The following is a 17,862-nucleotide window of genomic DNA, read 5'->3' as shown; positions in this document are numbered from 1 at the left end:
TCACTGACGTTCTTGTCGCACGAGGGGAGTACGACCGAGATGCGTATCGGAGTGGCACCGCACCGTCTGTGGCCCGACCGGGACGAGGAGGTGGACGGGGTCCTTCAAGTCGCCGTCAGAGCCGAGGAGTTGGGGTTCGACCACATCTTCGCGAGCGGCCACGCGGTGGCCGGCGCGACCGGGGTGACCCCGGACCCGCTGATCCTGCTGGCGGCCGTGGCCGGGGCGACGCGACAGATCGGGCTGGTCACCAGCGTGCTGGTGCTGCCGCTCTACAACCCGCTGATCCTGGCCCACCAGACCGCCACCCTCGACCGGCTCTCCGGCGGCCGTTTCACGCTCGGTGTCGGCACCGGCTGGGACACCGAGGAGTACGCCGCCGTCGGCGTCCCGTTCGCGGGCCGGGGCCGCCGGACCGACGAACAGCTCGCTGTCGTACGGCAGTTGTGGCGCGGCGAGGGCTCGGCGCGGCTCGGGGTGCTGCCCCGCACCGAGGGCGGACCCGGCGTCTGGATCGGCGGACAGAGCGACGCGGCACTGCGCCGCGCCCTGCGCTTCGGCGACGCCTGGCACGGCTCCGGGGTCGACGCCGAGGGGCTCACCGGGGTGCGGGCGCGGCTCGACGCGCTCGGCGAGGGAGTGGGACGCGATTCCGGTGAACTGGCCCTGACGGCAGGGCTGTTCCTCGTGCCACCCGGTTTCACACCCGCCGTGAAGGTACCGGATCGCCCGCTGGGCGGAGCCGACGCGAGCGCCGAGAGCGTCCGGGACGAACTGGGCCGGCTGTCCGACGCCGGGCTGGTCTCCGCGTCCCTGTGGCTGCCGGTGCCCACGGAGGCGCTGCCGGACGCGCTCGCGTGGGTCGGCGAGGAAGTCGTCCCGCACCTGTCCGGACAGCCCTGACCCAGCCGTACGTCCTGCCACACCATCCGGTGGTCCGAGGTGACGACCGTGGTGCCCCGCCGACCAGCCGGTACAGCGGGTCGGTGGAGGTCGGTCGAGGCTGGGGTGGTTCATCGGGACTCCGGCGAGGGAGGGGACACGTGAACCCCCGTGGTCTGCGCGCGTAGAAGTGAACGCCACAAGATGCCCGGGAAACTCATGGGTTCACCGCCGATTCACGCGATGGTGTGATCATGTCCCCTGCCCGGGATGGCCGTCGAGAGCCACGGGTAGGGCCCGGCCATGACCCAGCCGTTCGAACTCCCGCACTTCTACATGCCGTATCCCGCGCGCCTCAACCCGCATCTGGACGAGGCCCGCGCCCACTCCTCCACGTGGGCACGCGAGATGGGCATGCTGGAGGGCTCCGGGATCTGGGAGCAGGCCGACCTCGACGCGCACGACTACGGCCTTCTCTGCGCCTACACCCACCCCGACTGCGACGGGCCCGCCCTGTCGCTGATCACCGACTGGTACGTGTGGGTGTTCTTCTTCGACGACCACTTCCTGGAGACCTTCAAACGCAGCCAGGACCGCGCCGGCGGCAAGGCCTACCTGGACCGGCTGCCGCTCTTCATGCCGCTCGACCTGGCAACTCCCGTGCCCGAGCCGGAGAATCCGGTCGAGGCGGGGCTCGCCGACCTGTGGGCGCGCACGGTGCCGTCGATGTCCGTCGACTGGCGCCGCCGCTTCGCCGTCGCCACCGAGCACCTCCTCAACGAGTCCCTGTGGGAGCTGTCCAACATCAACGAGGGGCGGGTCGCCAACCCCGTCGAGTACATCGAGATGCGCCGCAAGGTGGGCGGTGCGCCCTGGTCGGCGGGGCTCGTGGAGTACGCGACCGCCGAAGTGCCCGCGTCCGTCGCCCGGTCGAGGCCGCTCCGGGTGCTGATGGAGACCTTCTCCGACGGCGTCCACCTGCGCAACGACCTCTTCTCCTACCAGCGGGAGGTGGAGGAGGAGGGCGAGTTGAGCAATGGCGTGCTCGTCCTGGAGACCTTCTTCGGCTGCACCACCCAGGAGGCCGCCGACACCGTCAACGACGTCCTCACCTCCCGGCTCCACCAGTTCGAGCACACCGCGTTCACCGAAGTGCCCGCCGTGGCCCTGGAGAACGGGCTCACCCCGGACGAGGTCGCGGCCGTCGCCGCCTACACCCAGGGGCTGCAGGACTGGCAGTCCGGCGGCCACGAGTGGCACCTGCGCTCCAGCCGCTACATGAACGAAGGCGCCCTCGACAACTCACCGTTGAACGGACCGACCGGCCTCGGCACCTCCGCCGCCGACATCGGAGCCCTGCTCGCCTCGGCCGGTGCCGAACGGTTGCGGGCCTACACCCACGTCCCCTTCCAGAAGGTCGGCCCCTCTCAACTCCCCGACTTCTACATGCCGTTCCAGGTCGAACTCAGCCCGCACCTCGACGGCGCCCGCCACCGCCTCGTCGACTGGATGCACTCCGTCGGCATGCTGGAGGAGGGCGTCTGGGACGAGGAGAAACTCGCCGCAGCCGACCTCCCGCTCTGCTCGGCCGGCATCGACCCGGACGCCACCGAGGCGGCCCTCGACCTCAGCTCGCGCTGGCTCGCCTGGGGCACCTACGGCGACGACTACTACCCCCTCGTCTACGGCATTCGCGGCGACCTCGCCGCCGCCCGTGTCACCACGGCCCGCCTCTCCGACTGCATGCCCATCGAGGGCCCGGCGGTCATCGTGCCGGTCAACGGCATGGAACGCGGACTCATCGACCTGTGGGCCCTGACGACCGCGGAGATGCCCGTGGACGACCGGCACACCCTGAAGGAAGCGATCAACACGATGACGGAGAGCTGGGTCTGGGAGCTGGCCAACCAGATCCAGCACCGGATCCCCGACCCGGTCGACTACCTGGAGATGCGCCGCGCCACCTTCGGCTCCGACCTCACCCTCAGCATGTGCCGCATGGGCCACGGCCCGAAGGTCCCGCCCGAGGTCTACCGCACCGGCCCCGTCCGCTCCCTGGAGAACGCGGCCATCGACTACGCCTGCCTCCTCAACGACGTCTTCTCCTACCAGAAGGAGATCGAGTACGAGGGTGAGGTCCACAACGCCATCCTTGTCGTCCAGAACTTCTTCGGCATCGACTACCCGACCGCGCTCGGCGTCGTCCACGACCTGATGACCCAGCGCATGCGCCAGTTCGAACACGTCGCCGCGAACGAACTTCCCGTCGTCTACGACGACTTCGAGCTCTCGGACGAGGCACGCGAGATCATGCGGGGCTATGTGACCGACCTCCAGCACTGGATGGCGGGCATCCTGAACTGGCACCGCGAGGTCGACCGCTACAAGTCCGCCTACCTGGCCAGCCGTTCGCACGGCTTCGTGCCGGACCGGATCCCGGCGCTGCCCTTCAGCTGAGGTCCCGGACCCGCTCGGTCACTTCCTCGGCGAGCTTCCGTGCGGCCGTGGCAGCGGCGCCCGAGAGCTCGCCGAGTATCGCGTCGGCGGCGGCCAGGGTCGCGCGGGCCTCTTCCGGGAGGTCCGCGTCGGCCAGAGCTCGGGTCAGGGTGTAGTGCTCCCTGGCGATGAACCAGCCGAGGTTGACGCCCTGCCAGTGCCTCAGGGAGTCGTCGGCCGGGGTGGCCAGGATGCCTCGGACGGCGGCCAACGTCCGCTCTGCCAGGGCGAGTCGACCCAACTCGCGCTCCAGGCGTGCCTGTGTCAGCAGGGCCGAGACGCGGTCCCACGCCGTGTCCTGGAGGGCTGTGTGGAGGCGCTGGGCGCGCAGCGCCTGGACACGGTCGCCCAACTGCTCGAACTCGCGGGTGAGCGAGGACAGGGGAGACGTGTCCAGCGCCTTCGGCGCACCCGGTCGCCGCAGCACGCCCTGGTCCATCTCGATCTCGTCGAGCCTGCGGATCAGGGTCACCCTGGCCAGCTCGGTCAGGCCCTGGTCGGCGGCCAGTTCGGTCCACGTGTCCGACGGCTCGTCGGACAGGTCCGTGCCGAAGAAACAGTCGTCCAGGCCTTGTGCCCACTCCCGCAGGGCAGCCGCGTCCGCGTCCGGCCCCGGCATCTCGCTCAGTCCGCACGCGGTGTCGAAGTCCGTCTCCCGTACCTCGTGCAGCAACGGCAGATCCTCGACGTGCCCGCGGAGCCCCACCAGCACGGCGGCGAGCCGCAGTTCGTCCGTCATCGACGACTCCGTCTCGCACCGCAGGAGATGCCGCAGCAACTCCAGATCGCCGTCCGCGCGGTCGAACTGCGCGGCCCGCAGCGCCAGTCGACGCCGTACGGGATCCCCGGCCACCGCGTCCCGCACCGTACGGTCGCCCGCGCGCAGCGCCGCCAGATCCACCCGCCCCTGGGCGAGCACGGGCTCCCACAGCGGGGGACGGGGATGCCGGTCGAGGAGGGCGTAGGCGCCGCCCTCCTCCTCGTTCAGGAGCAGGAAGTCGGGTTCCGTGCGCAGCAGGGCCGCGTGCAGCATGCCGATCAGCTCGACCGGGGAACGCTCCGAGAGGCCCAGGGCGGTGCGGAGTCGGGGCCTCGCCTCGTCGAGGCCGTAGTCCTCGCGGAACTCGTCCTCCGTCTCCGTGACCGCTGCCAGGATCTTCTCCGGGCCGTCGGACGGGGACAGGTCCAGATGATCGCGCCAGCCCGGCAGACCGATCACGAGCTCCAGCGCCTCGTCGACACTGGAGCCGATGATCCCGGCCGAGCCCTCGGAGTCGGCGTACAGCACGGAACCGTCCGCGCACACGAAGTACGTACCGCCCGTGTCGTCACCCGCGACAGGCCGCAGCGGGCCGCCCGAGGCCAGCCGGACCGCCTCGCCGTGGTCTGCTCGGCGCAGGTCGAAGTCGAAGGGGAACGCGGCCAGTTCGGCCAGGTGGGCGTGCTGCTGGAGCAGCCGCAGGGCGTGATCGGTCATGTCACAGAACGTAACAGGCGGCGCTGACAACGGGCCCTGGCAACGGGAGTGAGGTGCCACGTGCGTGCTTCGCGCAGGACCGGCTTCCCTCTCCTGACCGTCGGTCAGTCTCACTCGTTCGTGGCACGTCGGGCGCCGGTGCGCCGGGTAGAGCATCTGCCGGAGGCGATCCATGGAACAGACTGCGTTGCGTCCCAAGCCGATGCCCGGCCAGGAGTCCGGCGATGGCACCAAGCCCGGCACCACCCGGCGCCCGCACGCCGCGCGGCGCCGCGGCCGACGGCTCATCACCCTGCTGTTCAGCGTGTTCGTCGGGACCGTCCTGGTGCTCTCGGGGGTCGGCCTCGGCACGGTCGGCGCCACGGTGATCGGCATGAGCAAACTCGCCGAGATGCAGCGTCAAGCGGCCCGGCAACCGGCGCGGACGGCCACCCCGGGCACCCCGGCCGACCGGTCCGCGTCCGCCGCGAGCCCGATGTCGCCGCCCACGTCGCCCACGTCCGCCACGTCGGCCACCGCGACGCTCGGTGTGGAGGCCGTGGACGCCGAGAAGGCCGGCGCCCTGATCGTCGGCGTTCACCTGCCCGGCCCCGGGTACACGGCGGGTCTGGTCCGCGGCGACGTACTGCTCACGTTCGGCGGTGCCCGGATCGACTCGGCGGCCGACCTCGCGCGTGCCGTCACCCGCGCCCACCCGGGGAAGGAGGTCACCGTCACGGTGCGCCACCGCAGTGGAGGCTTCCAGCAGTTCACCGTGGTCCCCGGCTTCGTCGTCTGACGCGCGGCAGGCCACGGAGCGTGCGGGCCGGAAGCGCGTCGTTCCCGTCGATCGGCTCGCGTGGGCCTCCGGGTGCGGGCAGGATGCTGCCCGTAGCCACCTTTCGCCCGTTCTCGGAGGCCTGAATGACCGGTAGCACGTCCGTGCCCTTCACCGCCGCCGACTACCGGGCCCGCATGGACCACGCCGCGCGGGCCGCCGCCGACGCCGGTCTCGGGGGGCTGCTCGTCGCTCCGGGCCCGGACCTGGTGTGGCTCACCGGCTACGCGCCCACCGCGCCCACCGAACGGCTCACCGTCCTCGTCCTGGCCCCCGGACGCTCCCCGGTCCTCGTCGTCCCCACCCTGGAGGCCCCCGACGCCGCCAAGGCCCCCGGCGCCGACGCCCTCACCCTGCGTGACTGGACCGACGGCAAGGACCCCTACGCGGCCACCGCCGCCCTGCTCGACGCGACCGGCCGCTTCGGCATCAGCGACAACGCCTGGGCGATGCATCTGCTGGCACTCCAGAAGACACTGCCCGACACCACCTACGCCTCCCTCACCGACGCGCTGCCGATGCTGCGCGCCGTGAAGGACGCGGCGGAACTGCGGCTCATGGCAGCCGCCGGAGCGGCTGCGGACGCAACGTACGAGGAGATCCGGAAGGTTCCCTTCGCAGGCCGCCGCGAATCCGACGTCGGCGCAGATCTGGCCGATCTGCTGCGGCAGTTCGGGCACTCCCAGGTCGACTTCACCATCGTCGCCTCGGGCCCCAACGGCGCCAACCCGCACCACGAGGTCGGCGACCGTGTCATCCAGCGGGGCGACATGATCGTCCTCGACTTCGGCGGCCTCAAGGACGGCTACGGCTCCGACACCTCGCGCACGGTCCACGTCGGCGAACCCGACGACGAGGAACAGCGCGTCCACGACCTCGTCCGCGAGGCCCAGGAGGCCGGCTTCCGCGCGGTGCGTCCCGGAGTCGCCTGCCAGGAGGTCGACCGGGCCGCCCGCGCGGTCATCGACGACGCCGGGTACGGCCCCTACTTCATCCACCGCACCGGTCACGGCATCGGCGTCACCACGCACGAGCCGCCGTACATGATCGAGGGCGAGGAACAGCCCCTCGTGCCCGGGATGTGCTTCTCCGTGGAGCCCGGCATCTATCTGCCGGGCCGCTTCGGGGTGCGCATCGAGGACATCGTCACGGTGACCGAGGACGGCGGTCGACGGCTCAACAACACGGCCCGTGAGATGGCCCTGGTGGACTGACGACGACCAGGAGCCCCGACCCCCGAACGGCAGCGGCGCGACCATGACCCAGGCACCGACACCCACCGCGGACACCGTCCGACAACTGGTCCGTTCCCTGCTCAAGGACAGTGCGGCCGACAGCACCGGACCCGAGGTCCGGCCCGTCGCCGAGGGCGGCGAGCACTCCACGTGGTGGGTCGGCACCCGCCACGTACTGCGCCTCGCCTCCGACCGCGAGGCCATCCTGCGGCAACGCCGCGAACTGCGTCTGCGCGACCTCGTACGGCCGTATCTCCCCGTCGCCGTTCCGACGAGCGTGGCACACGGCGAGTGGGCGCCCGGGCTCACCTACACGCTGGACACCAAGGTGCCCGGCCGGTCCGGCGAGGACCAGGACGTCTCCGCCGTCGGCGAGGCCGACCTCGCCGGGCTGCTCACCGGACTGCGCGAGGTGCCCGTCCGGCAGGCCGAGGCGCTCGGCGTCCCGCGCACCGCCCCGCGCTCCCTGGAGGCACTGCGCCGCGCCGCCGAACAGGCGGCCGAACGGCTGGCCGCCGCCGACGAGTTCGACGCCGCACGCCTCCACCAGCTCACCCAGCCCGGCGCGGTCCAGCTCGCCGCGCAGTCCGCCACCGCCGTCCTCGTCCACCACGACCTCAAGGGCGAGCATCTCGTGGTGAGCGCAGACGGCCGGGTGCGCGGTGTCCTGGACTGGACCGACGCGGCCCTCGGCGACCCCGCGGAGGACATCGCCGGGCTGGCGCTGGCCGTCGGCGCCCCCGCCGCCGTCCGCGCCGCCACCCTCGCCGGCTACGGCGCCCGCCCCTGCCTGCGCGGCCTCTGGCTCGCCCGCTGCGACACGGTCGTCCGCCTCGCCGACCGCCTCAAGAGCCGCGACAGCGGTCCTCTCCCACTCCTGAGAGCCCAACTGCGCCACACCTGGGAGGCGATCCTGCTGGAGCGGGTGACCGAACTGCGGGACGGGGACGGGGAGTTGTAGCGCGCAAAGGCTTGCACAAAGGCTTGCGTAAACGTATGCGCAAGCGTTTACGCCTGCGTCAGCACCACGCACGACTCCCCGGGCAGCCGCAGCAACCCGTCCGCCCCCGGTACCTCCACCGGGTCCCACGCGGCCAGGATCTCCGCCGGGCGGGTGCCCAGGGGGATCGCGGCCGGTTCCTTGCCGAGGTTCACAGCGACACGTACGTCTCCGCGTCGGAGGGCGAGCCAGCCGGCGTCCTCGTCGTAGGCCACCTTGGTGTCGCTCAGGTCGGGGTCGGTGAGGTCGGGCTGCTCGTGCCGGAGGGCGATGAGGCGGCGGTACCAGGCCAGCACGCGCGCGTGGGGCTCGCGCTCCGGTTCCGACCAGTCCAGGCAGGAGCGGTCGCGGGTCGCCGGGTCCTGCGGGTCGGGCACGTCCTCCTCGGCCCAGCCGTGTGCCGCGAACTCCCGCCGCCTGCCCCGCCGTACGGCGTCCGCGAGGTCCGGGTCGGTGTGGTCGGTGAAGAACTGCCAGGGTGTGCCCGCCGCCCATTCCTCGCCCATGAACAGCATCGGCGTGAAGGGCCCGGTGAGCGTCAGCGCCGCCGCGCAGGCCAGCAGGCCGGGGGAGAGGGAGGCCGAAAGGCGGTCCCCCTGGGCGCGGTTGCCGATCTGGTCGTGGGTCTGGCTGTAGCCGAGCAGCCGGTGGGCGGCCACGCGCGTGCGGTTGAGTCGGCGGCCGTGGTGACGGCCTCGGAAGCTGGAATAGGTGCCGTCGTGGAAGTAGCCGTCCGTGAGCGTCTTGGCGACCGCCGTGAGCGGGGCCCGCGCGAAGTCCGCGTAGTAGCCCTGCGATTCACCGGTCAGCGCGGCGTGCAGAGAGTGGTGGAAGTCGTCGTTCCACTGCGCGTGCAGTCCGAGACCGCCCTCCGCGCGGGGGGTGACCACACGCGGGTCGTTCAGGTCGGACTCGGCGACCAGGAAGAGCGGCCGGCCCGTCTCGGCGGCCAACGCGTCGACGGCGGCGGACAGTTCCTCCAGGAAGTGGCACGCGCGCGTGTCCTGCAGCGCGTGCACCGCGTCCAGCCGCAGCCCGTCGATCCGGTAGTCCCGCAGCCAGGCCAGCGCGCTGCCCAGGAGGAAGGCGCGCACCTCGTCCGAGCCGGGCGCGTCCAGGTTCACGGCGCTGCCCCAGGGGGTCTGGTGCGTGTCCGTGAAGTAGGGGCCGAACGCGGGCAGGTAATTCCCGGACGGGCCGAGGTGGTTGTGCACCACGTCGAGCACGACCCCCAGACCCAGTTCGTGGGCCCGGTCGACGAACCGCTTCAGCCCCTCGGGGCCGCCGTAGGGCTCGTGCACGGCCCACAGGGAGACACCCTCGTAGCCCCAGCCGTGCCGGCCGGGGAACGGACACAGGGGCATCAACTCGACGTGGGTGACGCCCAGTTCGGCGAGATGGCCGAGCCGGTCGGCCGCCGCGTCCAGGGTGCCCTCGGGTGTGTACGTGCCGACGTGCAGCTCGTAGAGCACCGCGCCCGGCAGCGGGCGTCCCGGCCAGTCGGCGGTACGCCACGCGTACCGCTCGTGCTCGACGACGGCGCTCAGGCCGTCCGGGCCGTCCGGCTGGCGGCGCGAGCGCGGGTCGGGCAGCGGCGGGCCGTCGTCGACCGCGAACCCGTACCGCGTGCCGTCGCCCGCCTCCGCCTCGCCGCTCCACCACCCCACGCGCTCGGGATCGCGTTCCAACGCGCGCGTGGCGCCCTCGCGATGGAGCGTCACACGGTCTGCCTCTGGTGCCCACACCTCGAACTGCACGGACGGTTCCCCTTCGTCTGCTCACCGGGATGTAGCCCGTCCATCGTGCTTCAAACGAGATCAATCCGCTTTTGAATCCACCCCTTTGGCGCAGGTGTCGTCATCTTCGCGCGCGTGCGGGCCGTTTCCGCGTCTTCTGGACACCCGGGGTTCACTGCCCGACAATCACGAACGTGACGTCGTCCTTCGAGTTCCACACGTACCCCGCGCGGTTGTCCGACGTGGAGCGCGACAAGGCGCTCAAGGTCCTCCATGACGGCGTCGCCATGGGACGGCTCTCGCACGACACGTTCATCCGCCGCATGGAGCTGGCGCTCGCCGCCCGCCGGTCCGAGGAACTCGTCGCGCTCACCGCCGACCTGCCCACCGAAAGCCGCCTCTCCCGCGCCCTGTTCGGCACCGTGGAGGCCGTCTCCGGGTTCACGGTACGGCTGCGCAGGGCCTGGCAGGCCGAGCGGCTCCCCAAGCTGCTGCTGCCCCACCCCGGCAACGGAAACCCGCTGCGGATCGGCCGCGACCCCGCCAACGGGCTGCGCCTGACCCACGAGACGGTGTCCCGGGTGCACGCCGAACTCAGCCGCCAGGGCGGCATGTGGGTGCTGCGCGACCTCGGTTCGACCAACGGCACGACGGTCAACGGCCGTCGGGTGATCGGCGCGGCCGTCGTCCGCGAGGGCGATCAGATCGGCTTCGGACGGATGGCGTTCCGGCTCGCCGTGAACTGAGCCGGACCGACTCCGGACCAACTCCGGACCGAGCCCGAACTCAGCCCCACCTCACCTCTGGCCTGGGCTTTACCCGATGTGGCGATCTTGGGTCCGCGTGAAATCCCTTTGCGTACGGCGGTGTTGACGTACCCCTCGGGTCGTGACTGACTGTGCGTACACCATGCACATCAGGTGAACCGACGGCACCACTTTCGTGGAGGTGTGCCCTGCCACCACTCCTCCGCTACCCGTCCGTGGACGAGCTGGGGGCCCAGGCCGCCGCGCTCGTCGCCCGCCGCCCCCAGGACGCCCGGCTGCGCCGTGTCGGGACCTCCCGCGCCGGTACGCCCCTGTGGCTGCTCTCCGTGGGCCACGGCAGCCGTCAGGCCCTCGTGGTCGCCGGACCGCACGCCAACGAGCCCGTGGGCGGCGCGACGGTGCTGCGCCTGGCCGAACGGGTCCTCGCCGACCCCCGGTTGAGCGAGGGCGCCGATGCCACCTGGAACCTGCTGCTGTCCCTCGACCCCGACGGCTCGCGCCGCAACGAGGGCTGGCTGCCCGGCCCCTACAGCCTCGGCCGGTATTTCCGGAACTTCTTCCGGCCCGGCTTCCTGGAACAGCCCGAGTGGCTGCCGGACGGCGCGGCCGGGGCCCGACTCCCGGAAACCCGCGCCCTGTTGGAGGTCCAGGACGAACTGCGGCCCTTCCTCCAGTGCTCCCTGCACGGCGTCGACGTCGGCGGCGGCTTCGTCGAGCTGACCCGCGACCTCCCGGGCCTCGCCCAACGCGTCGCGCACACCGCGGCCCGCCTCGGCATCCCGCGCGAACTCGGGCCGTACGACACCCTCTACTGGCCCAGCATCGGCCCCGCCGTCTACCGCATCCCCCCACCGCGCAGGGGCGATCTGGCCGCCGCCATCACCGAGGCCGCCGTCGAGTCGACCTGGTTCCACCCGCACCGGCACGGCACGGTCACCGCGGTCGTGGAGGCGCCGATGTGGGGCGTGGCCGGCGTCGAGGACGGCTCCCCGCCCGCCGACGCGGACGCGGTCCTGCGCACCGTCAGCCACACCCTGCGCCACGACACCCGCATCCTGGAGCAACTCCTCGCGCGCATACGGCCGTACGTGCAGGACGGGGCCGGCGCGGGGGCGACGGGGACAGGGGCCGCCCGGTCGAGCGCGGGCGTCGGGGACGTGGGGACGTTTTCCCGGGCCGGCGGGCCGGTGCCGCTGACGGTCGTCCGGCCGGGAACCGGCGTGGTGGGACCGCCGACGGCGGGCGCGGCCGACAGCCGCCCCCGGCACGACGTCGGTCGTCCCGCTCCCGCGCCGACGGCCACACCCGGCCTGCTGCCCCGCACCCTTCTCGTGCCCGACGCCGCGCGGCTGCTCGCGCCGGTCGACGACTACTTACTGGTCTGCCCCGGACTCGCCGACGCGTGGGATCCCGACGTCGACACCAGTGCCGCACGCCCGCTGCCGCCGCTCAACACCGCGCATCTCGCCGCCCTGCGCATCGCGGGCCGGCGCCTCGCCCTGCGCACGGCAGGGCTGCTGTACCAGCTCGTCGTCGCCTCCGGGAGCGACCCGGCCGGTGTGCTGCCGGAGCTGGACCGGCTGATCGACGAGTGGTGCGCCGACTACCGGGACGGCTTCGGGGCGCGCTGGATCTCCGTCGCACGCCAGGTCGAGTACCAGTCGCGCGTGGTGCTCAGCGCGTTCGAACTGGCCCGGCGGCACACGCCCGTGCGCTCCCGTTCGGGTGAGCCGGGCTGGGGCACGGAGGCGACGGTGCCGATGCATCCGGAATGACGTACATCTCCCGAGCGACCGCCCTCCGGGGCACCCTCCTGTCCGTGGCCGTGCTTCTCGCCGCCGGCGGTCTGACACCTGCCCAGGCGGCACCCCGGCACGGCTTCCAGGGCGACTGGCTCCAGCTCACCGTCACCCGTGGCGACAGCCGGTCCAGTGACACACGCGGGACCCTGCTCCTGTGCGACCCGCCCCAGGGTCACGCCCACGCGGCCGAGGCCTGTGCCGAACTGGCCGCGGTGGGAGGTGACATCGACGCCATCCCGGCCAGAAGCGTGTTCTGCCCGATGATCTACGCCCCGGTGACCGCCCACGCGCGCGGGGAGTGGAAAGGGCGCCCGGTCGACTACACGAGGACCTTCTCGAACGGGTGCGTCATGGCGGCGCGGACGGGAGACGTCTTTGCGCTGGACGGCTGAGCGGCACGGGCGGGGTCAGGCCGAGCGTCGGGCACGCGCGCGTGGGGCCTCGCCGACTCCGCCCGCCTGCTCGCGCGCGTACAGCGCCGCCGCCACGACCGTGCGGGACTGGTGCTCCACCTGATGCTCCAGGGGCACCCAGCGGGCGCGGAAGCGTTCCGCGAAGGCGTCGCTCCAGTTCGCGACGAGGTGTTCGAGCAGGGGCGCCGCGCGGTCGTCGGTCTCCCGCAACACCCGCAGCAGCATCGCCGCCGCCCGTAACGGCAGCCGGCGCCCGAACGCGTCCACGCTGCCGACGTACGCCATCGTGGTGTCGGCCGGAGAGGTGTGCGTCCAGTCCGCGGCCAGGCCGGGCACCAGCTCCAGCGCCCACTTGGCGGCCCGCAGCAGCGGCCCGTCGACGCCCTGGAGCCGCGGCAGCGCATCGGCGAGCACCCGCTCCACCTCCCGCCCGTCCCGCAGCAGACGGCGCGCCAGCCGCCGTAACGCCGCCGCCGGGGCGGGATGCGGTGCCGGGTCGTCCACCAGGTCGCTCGCCCACATCGGGACCTCCACGACCGCGGTCAGGCCGCCGTAGCGGTGCGCGTGGTACCAGGTGCTGTGCCGGGCGTCGTCCGGCATGCTCGGGTAGGCAGCGCCCGAACCGGGCGCCGGCATGACATGCACCCCGGGTCCCGAGGCGGGCCAGCCCGCCGCGTCCGAGGCGCCCGTCTCCACCGGGATGCGCAGCTCCGCCGCCGACTTCGCGAACGGCTCGGCCAGTCCCGGAATGTCCTTCGTCAACTGCACCCAGCTGCCGCCCAGATCGGTGCCGTGCAGGGTCACCTGGAGATAGGGCCGCAGCTCGTCGATCACCCGGATCAAGGCCCGGGTCTCCGGGGGCAGTTGATCGGGCGGCAGTACGGAGGGCGACCACTCGGGCTGCTCCGGTCCCGCCGGACGGAAGAAACCGAGGTGGTAGTCGAACAGGCTGCGCGGGGCCGGGGTGACGTGCAGGCTCGCCCCGTCCGGGTCCGCGCAGAGCAGGAAGTGCCAGGAGGTGTCCGACCTCAACTCCCGGTCGCGGACCACCCGTTCGGCGAGTGCGAGGAGTGTGGAGCCGCCGGTCGGCTCGTTGGCGTGGGCGCCCGCGACCACCAGGACGGCGCGCCGGGCGTGCCCCACGGACAGCAGATGAAGCGGCCTGCCCGCGCGGGAGACACCTACTTGGCGCAGGGTGCACAGAGCCGGCCGGTGAGCGGCCAACGCCCTGGCGGACGAGACCAGTTCGGTCACACTGGGGTATCGCAACTCCGGCAGGAGACTCACCCCCGACTACTCCGCCCCGGCTTCGCAACCGCAGTACTTCATGGCCTCTGTGAACTGTCAAGAAGACCGCGGGGGAGGCTCCAGGGGGCGCCCAGGGGCATTTACCGGCAGCCGGTAGGCGCGTTGGTGCCAGCGGGGGGCCGGGGATTTCCAGGGGGTCTCGCGAGCACCCGCGCGCACCGACGGTGACGTTCCCACCGTGCACACGCGCGTGCCCCCGCACCCGGAACACCGCCGTCCCGGCACGTCACCGCACGCCCGCGGCTCGACCCGCGCACCGGGTCCGTACGCGGGTGCGAGCCGGTGGCCGGGGACCTGTCGCACGCCGTAGGGACAGGGCGCGTCCGCCTCACTCGAACGGCCGTACGGGAGCTGCGGTCCGCGCGGTGCGGTGGTCGGCTGGGGGCAGCCGCGTGCGCGCAGGACGCGGACGACCGGCCGCGCCCCCTCGACGGCGTGCGGCGGAGCTGCGACCACGGGAGCGGACGGCGGTGCTGTGTCTCACGGACGTGACCGTCCCCCGGACCGCGGGCGCCCCCGCCCGTCCACCGGGACCACCGAGCCTGCGGACGGCCGTACAGGACCCGTATCCGCTCTACCGCACCCTCCGCACGCACTACCCGCTCGTGTACGACGAGCCGTTCGGAGCCTGGCTCCTCAGCCGCTACGACGATGTCCGTGCCGCCCTCGCCGACCCGAGGCTCGTCGCCGTGCCCGGGGGCGGGCTCCCGGCCGCACCCGAGGCGGGCCGGCTCGTGGACCGGGTCCTGCGCGGGCCCGCACTGGCCGCCCTGACCGCCGCCGTCGAACGCAGCGCCCATGTCCTCGCCCGGCGCCTCGCCGCCCGTGAGGACGCCGACCTGGTGGCCGAGTTCTGCGACTGGCTGCCCACCGCCACGGCCGTGGCCGCCCTCGGACTGCCCTACGAGGAGACCGCGCGGGTGCACCGCTGGTGCCGCACGGGACTCGGCCGCTCCGGGGGCGGCCGTCCCGAACTGGGCGCCTTCCTGCGTCCGTTGACGGCCCGGCGTCGCGCCCACCCGGGCGGTGACCTGCTGTCCGTGCTGTGCACCGCGCGGAGTGACGGCGGCCCGCTCTCGGACGACACCGTCACCGGGCTGGTGGGCACGCTGCTCGGCGCGTCCGGCGAGAGCACCGCGCGGGCGCTCGCGTCGTTCCTCGCCAACCTCCTCGACCATCCACGCCAGTTGGACGGGCTCCGCACCCGCCCCGACCTCACGCCGGGCGCCTGGGCGGAGTCCCTGCGCCGCGATCCGCCGCTGCACATCGTGCTGCGCCGGGCCGTCGCACCCGTCGGCGCGGTACCCGCCGGGGCCACCGTCGCCTGTCTGCTCGGCGCCGCCGGCCGCGACCCGGAACGCTTCACCGACCCGGACCGCTACGACGCCTTCCGCACCGACCCCGGACCGCTCGCCCACGGCACGGGTCTCGATGCCCTGCTGGCCGCTCTCACGGCCGAACACGGCCTAGGGGCCCTCCTGTCCGCCCTGCCCGGCCTCCGCCGCGCACCGGGCCCCCGGCACCAGCCCGACGACCTGGTCCGCCGCTCGCCCCGGACCCTCCGGGTGCACACCTAACCCGAGACCTCCAGCAGCACCACCGGCGACAACTCGAAAAGCTCCGCCACGCGTGCGTGCCCCGTGAACTGCCGCTCCGGAGCGAGCACATCGGCCCACCGGCCGGGCGGCAGCGGGAGCACCGTGTCGCGCCAGCCGCCCGCCTCCGCGAGCCGCGACGACAGCCGGGTCACGGCCGTGACCGCGGCCCCAGAGCGGGCGAACGCCACACAGTGCGCCGCCGCCGGGCCCTCAGCCGCCAGCGGGGCGTACGTCGCCGCGTCGCCGAAGGCCTCGGGACGGCGGGCCCGCAGCCGCAGCGCGGCGGCCGTCACCGCGCCCTTGGCGCCCGGCTCCGGGGGCGGGAACGGCACGGGCCGCCGGTTGTCGGGGTCGACCAGGGCCAGGTACTCGGCCTCGGTGCCCTGGTACAGGTCCGGCACTCCCGGCATCGTCAGCTGGAGCAGGGCGGCGCCCAGCACGTTCGCCCGGATGTGCGGCTCCAGCGCCTCGCGGAAGGCGGCCACGCGCTCACCGGGCGGCCCGCACGGGCCCGCCGCGACGAACGCGGCCACCGCCTCCTCGTACGACGGCTCCTGCTCCGTCCAGCTCGTGTGCAGGCCCGCCTCCCGCACATGCTTCAACAGGGCACCCTGCACGCGCTCCGCGTCCGCCGGGCCGAGACCGAACACCGTCTGCCAGGCCGCCCACGCCAGTTGCGCGTCCGGCACACCCTCACCGGTACGGGTCACCTCGGTCAGCGCGTCCGCCCAGCGCTCCGGCACCTCGGTGAGCACGGCCAGCGCGGCCCGTACGTCCGCACTGCGCTTGGTGTCGTGGGTCGTCAGCACGGTGCCCGCCACGGGCCAGTCGCGCTGCACGCGCGCGCAGTACGCGTGGAAGTCCTCCGGGGACACGGCCGGACTGCCCGGGTTCCCGCCCACCTCGGTCGCCGACAGCAGCGGCACATAGCGGTAGAACGCCGTGTCCTCCACGGACTTGGCCCGCAGCGCGGACGCCGTCTGCGCGAACCGGACCCGGAACTCGACCTCCTCGGGCCCGTCCCCGAACCGCCCCAGCAACAGATCCCGTACGACGTCGACGGCGCCCGCCTCCTCCGCGACGACGAACGCCTGCCGGGCCTCGGCCGCCGCCTCCTCGGTGACGACGGCCGCGGTGTCGCCCGAGGTGTACGGCCGGTAGACCTCCATGCGCACCAGGAACTCCACCAGCGCGGTCCGCAGCGCCCAGGGAGCCCGGTCGCGCAGCGCGGGCTCCGGGGACGCGGCGCACAGCCTGCTCACCACCCGGGTCAGCCGGTCCAGCTCGGCGTCCAGCTCGTGCGTGAGCACCTTGTACGCCGCCCGCCGCACCGTCGCCTCCCAGTGCCCGCCGCGGTCCGTCTGCGGGGCCGCGAACCTCCGGTACTGGCCCAGGAGTTCCCCCGCCCCCGCCGGGTCCGTGAACAGCCCGTCGACGTGCCTGAGGGCGTCGTAGCCGGTGGTGCCCGCGACGGGCCAGGACGCCGGCAGTCGCTCCCCGTCCGCGAGGATCTTCTCCACGACCGTCCAGCGGCCCCCGGTCGCCTCGTGCAGCCGCCGGAGGTAGTCGTCGGGGTCGGCGAGGCCGTCGGGGTGGTCGACGCGCAGCCCGTCCACGACGCCCTCGCGCAGCAGCTGCAGGATCTTGCCGTGCGTGGCGTCGAAGACCTCCGGGTCCTCCACGCGCACCCCGATCAGCTCCGAAATGCTGAAGAAGCGCCGGTAGTTGAGCTCGGTGCGGGCCAGCCGCCACCACCCGAGGCGGTACCACTGCGCGTCCAGGAGCCGCGGCAACGGCAGCTCCCCGGTGCCCGCGCGGAGCGGGAACACATGGTCGTAGTAGCGCAGCACGTCACCGTCGACCTCCAGGTGCTCCATCTCGGAGCCGACCGGTCCGCCCAGCACCGGCAGCAGCAACCGTCCGCCCTGGGCCTCCCAGTCGATGTCGAACCAGCGCGCGTACGGCGACTTGGGGCCCTCCCTGAGGACCTCCCACAGGGCGTGGTTGTGGCGCGGGGCCATGGCCATGTGGTTGGGCACGATGTCCATCACCAGACCGAGACCGTGCTCCCGCGCGGTGCGTGCGAGCGCCCGCAGACCGTCCTCGCCGCCGAGTTCGTCCCGCACGCGCGCGTGGTCCACGACGTCGTAGCCGTGCGTCGAACCGGGGACGGACTCGAGGACGGGGGAGAGGTGCAGGTGCGAGACGCCGAGCGACGCCAGGTACGGCACGGCCGCCGCGGCCGCCGCGAACGGGAACTCGGGCTGCAGCTGCAGCCGGTAGGTGGCCGTGGGCACTGCCGGGTCGGGTCGTTCAGGTGTCATGCAGACC

13 protein-coding genes are annotated in these 17,862 nt (G+C 73.1%); 9 read left to right on the top strand and 4 right to left on the bottom strand.

The features are described 5' to 3' along the window. The first annotated feature begins 39 nt into the window (after positions 1–39). Both OC490_RS38490 and cyc2 read left to right on the top strand, forming a co-directional pair. On the top strand, positions 40–903 hold the full coding sequence (locus OC490_RS38490) for an LLM class flavin-dependent oxidoreductase (protein ID WP_262062694.1): 864 nt from the start codon (positions 40–42) through the stop codon (positions 901–903). A gap of 282 nt (positions 904–1,185) precedes the next feature. Continuing rightward, positions 1,186–3,339: a germacradienol/geosmin synthase Cyc2 gene (gene cyc2, locus OC490_RS38485; RefSeq protein WP_262062693.1), complete on the top strand. Its 2,154-nt coding sequence runs from the start codon at positions 1,186–1,188 to the stop codon at positions 3,337–3,339. On the opposite strand, the gene OC490_RS38480 is transcribed toward cyc2, so the two are convergent. Then, positions 3,332–4,855: a hypothetical protein gene (locus tag OC490_RS38480; protein ID WP_262062692.1), complete on the bottom strand. Its 1,524-nt coding sequence runs from the start codon at positions 4,853–4,855 to the stop codon at positions 3,332–3,334. The two genes, cyc2 and OC490_RS38480, sit on opposite strands and share 8 nt — an antisense overlap. Positions 4,856–5,027: 172 nt before the next feature. Here OC490_RS38480 and OC490_RS38475 point away from each other — a divergent pair, with 172 nt between their 5' ends. The 3 genes from OC490_RS38475 (at position 5,028) to OC490_RS38465 (ending at position 7,868) form a co-directional block, all read left to right on the top strand. Further along, a complete protein-coding gene (locus OC490_RS38475) occupies positions 5,028–5,633 on the top strand; it encodes a PDZ domain-containing protein (RefSeq protein WP_262062691.1) in 606 nt (201 codons plus the stop codon). 125 nt (positions 5,634–5,758) lie between these two features. Further along, positions 5,759–6,886, top strand: coding sequence for an aminopeptidase P family protein (locus OC490_RS38470; RefSeq protein WP_262062690.1), 1,128 nt, complete (start codon positions 5,759–5,761; stop codon positions 6,884–6,886). A gap of 43 nt (positions 6,887–6,929) precedes the next feature. After that, a complete protein-coding gene (locus tag OC490_RS38465; protein WP_262062689.1) occupies positions 6,930–7,868 on the top strand; it encodes an aminoglycoside phosphotransferase family protein in 939 nt (312 codons plus the stop codon). 47 nt (positions 7,869–7,915) lie between these two features. On the opposite strand, the gene treZ is transcribed toward OC490_RS38465, so the two are convergent. Beyond that, positions 7,916–9,664: a malto-oligosyltrehalose trehalohydrolase gene (gene treZ / locus OC490_RS38460; RefSeq protein WP_262062688.1), complete on the bottom strand. Its 1,749-nt coding sequence runs from the start codon at positions 9,662–9,664 to the stop codon at positions 7,916–7,918. 173 nt (positions 9,665–9,837) lie between these two features. Here treZ and OC490_RS38455 point away from each other — a divergent pair, with 173 nt between their 5' ends. The 3 genes from OC490_RS38455 to OC490_RS38445 all read left to right on the top strand — a co-directional run bounded on the left by OC490_RS38455 (position 9,838) and on the right by OC490_RS38445 (position 12,604). Further along, complete coding sequence (locus tag OC490_RS38455) at positions 9,838–10,389, top strand: DUF1707 and FHA domain-containing protein (protein WP_262062687.1); 552 nt, start codon at positions 9,838–9,840, stop codon at positions 10,387–10,389. Positions 10,390–10,625: 236 nt separating this feature from the next. Beyond that, positions 10,626–12,185, top strand: coding sequence for a M14 family zinc carboxypeptidase (locus tag OC490_RS38450; protein ID WP_262062686.1), 1,560 nt, complete (start codon positions 10,626–10,628; stop codon positions 12,183–12,185). Then, a complete protein-coding gene (locus OC490_RS38445) occupies positions 12,182–12,604 on the top strand; it encodes a subtilase-type protease inhibitor (RefSeq protein ID WP_262062685.1) in 423 nt (140 codons plus the stop codon). Before OC490_RS38450 ends, OC490_RS38445 begins: the two co-directional genes overlap by 4 nt. Positions 12,605–12,619: 15 nt before the next feature. Here OC490_RS38445 and OC490_RS38440 read toward each other — a convergent pair whose 3' ends face one another. Then, positions 12,620–13,912 carry a M14 family zinc carboxypeptidase gene (locus OC490_RS38440; protein ID WP_262062684.1) on the bottom strand — a complete coding sequence of 431 codons (1,293 nt, stop codon included), beginning with the start codon at positions 13,910–13,912 and terminating at the stop codon, positions 12,620–12,622. Between the two features lie 491 nt (positions 13,913–14,403). On the opposite strand from OC490_RS38440, the gene OC490_RS38435 reads away from it, so the two are divergent. Then, positions 14,404–15,510, top strand: a complete 1,107-nt coding sequence (locus OC490_RS38435) for a cytochrome P450 (protein WP_262062683.1) — start codon at positions 14,404–14,406, stop codon at positions 15,508–15,510. Here the strand turns inward: OC490_RS38435 and treY are convergent. Further along, positions 15,507–17,855 carry a malto-oligosyltrehalose synthase gene (gene treY, locus OC490_RS38430; protein WP_262062682.1) on the bottom strand — a complete coding sequence of 783 codons (2,349 nt, stop codon included), beginning with the start codon at positions 17,853–17,855 and terminating at the stop codon, positions 15,507–15,509. The genes OC490_RS38435 and treY overlap by 4 nt on opposite strands. Positions 17,856–17,862 lie beyond the last annotated feature (7 nt).

Source organism: Streptomyces sp. STR69 (assembly GCF_024519455.1).
GTDB lineage: Bacteria > Actinomycetota > Actinomycetes > Streptomycetales > Streptomycetaceae > Streptomyces.
Note: the sequence above shows the minus strand (reverse complement) of the source record. Positions and strands in the feature narration are given on the sequence as shown.

Coding starts and splice junctions, on each gene's coding strand:
- OC490_RS38475 (WP_262062691.1), top strand. CDS start 5,028: ATGGAACAGACTGCGTTGCGTCCCAAGCCGATGCCCGGCCAGGAGTCC.
- OC490_RS38465 (WP_262062689.1), top strand. CDS start 6,930: ATGACCCAGGCACCGACACCCACCGCGGACACCGTCCGACAACTGGTC.
- OC490_RS38445 (WP_262062685.1), top strand. CDS start 12,182: ATGACGTACATCTCCCGAGCGACCGCCCTCCGGGGCACCCTCCTGTCC.
- cyc2 (WP_262062693.1), top strand. CDS start 1,186: ATGACCCAGCCGTTCGAACTCCCGCACTTCTACATGCCGTATCCCGCG.
- OC490_RS38470 (WP_262062690.1), top strand. CDS start 5,759: ATGACCGGTAGCACGTCCGTGCCCTTCACCGCCGCCGACTACCGGGCC.
- treY (WP_262062682.1), bottom strand. CDS start 17,855: ATGACACCTGAACGACCCGACCCGGCAGTGCCCACGGCCACCTACCGG.
- OC490_RS38490 (WP_262062694.1), top strand. CDS start 40: ATGCGTATCGGAGTGGCACCGCACCGTCTGTGGCCCGACCGGGACGAG.
- OC490_RS38480 (WP_262062692.1), bottom strand. CDS start 4,855: ATGACCGATCACGCCCTGCGGCTGCTCCAGCAGCACGCCCACCTGGCC.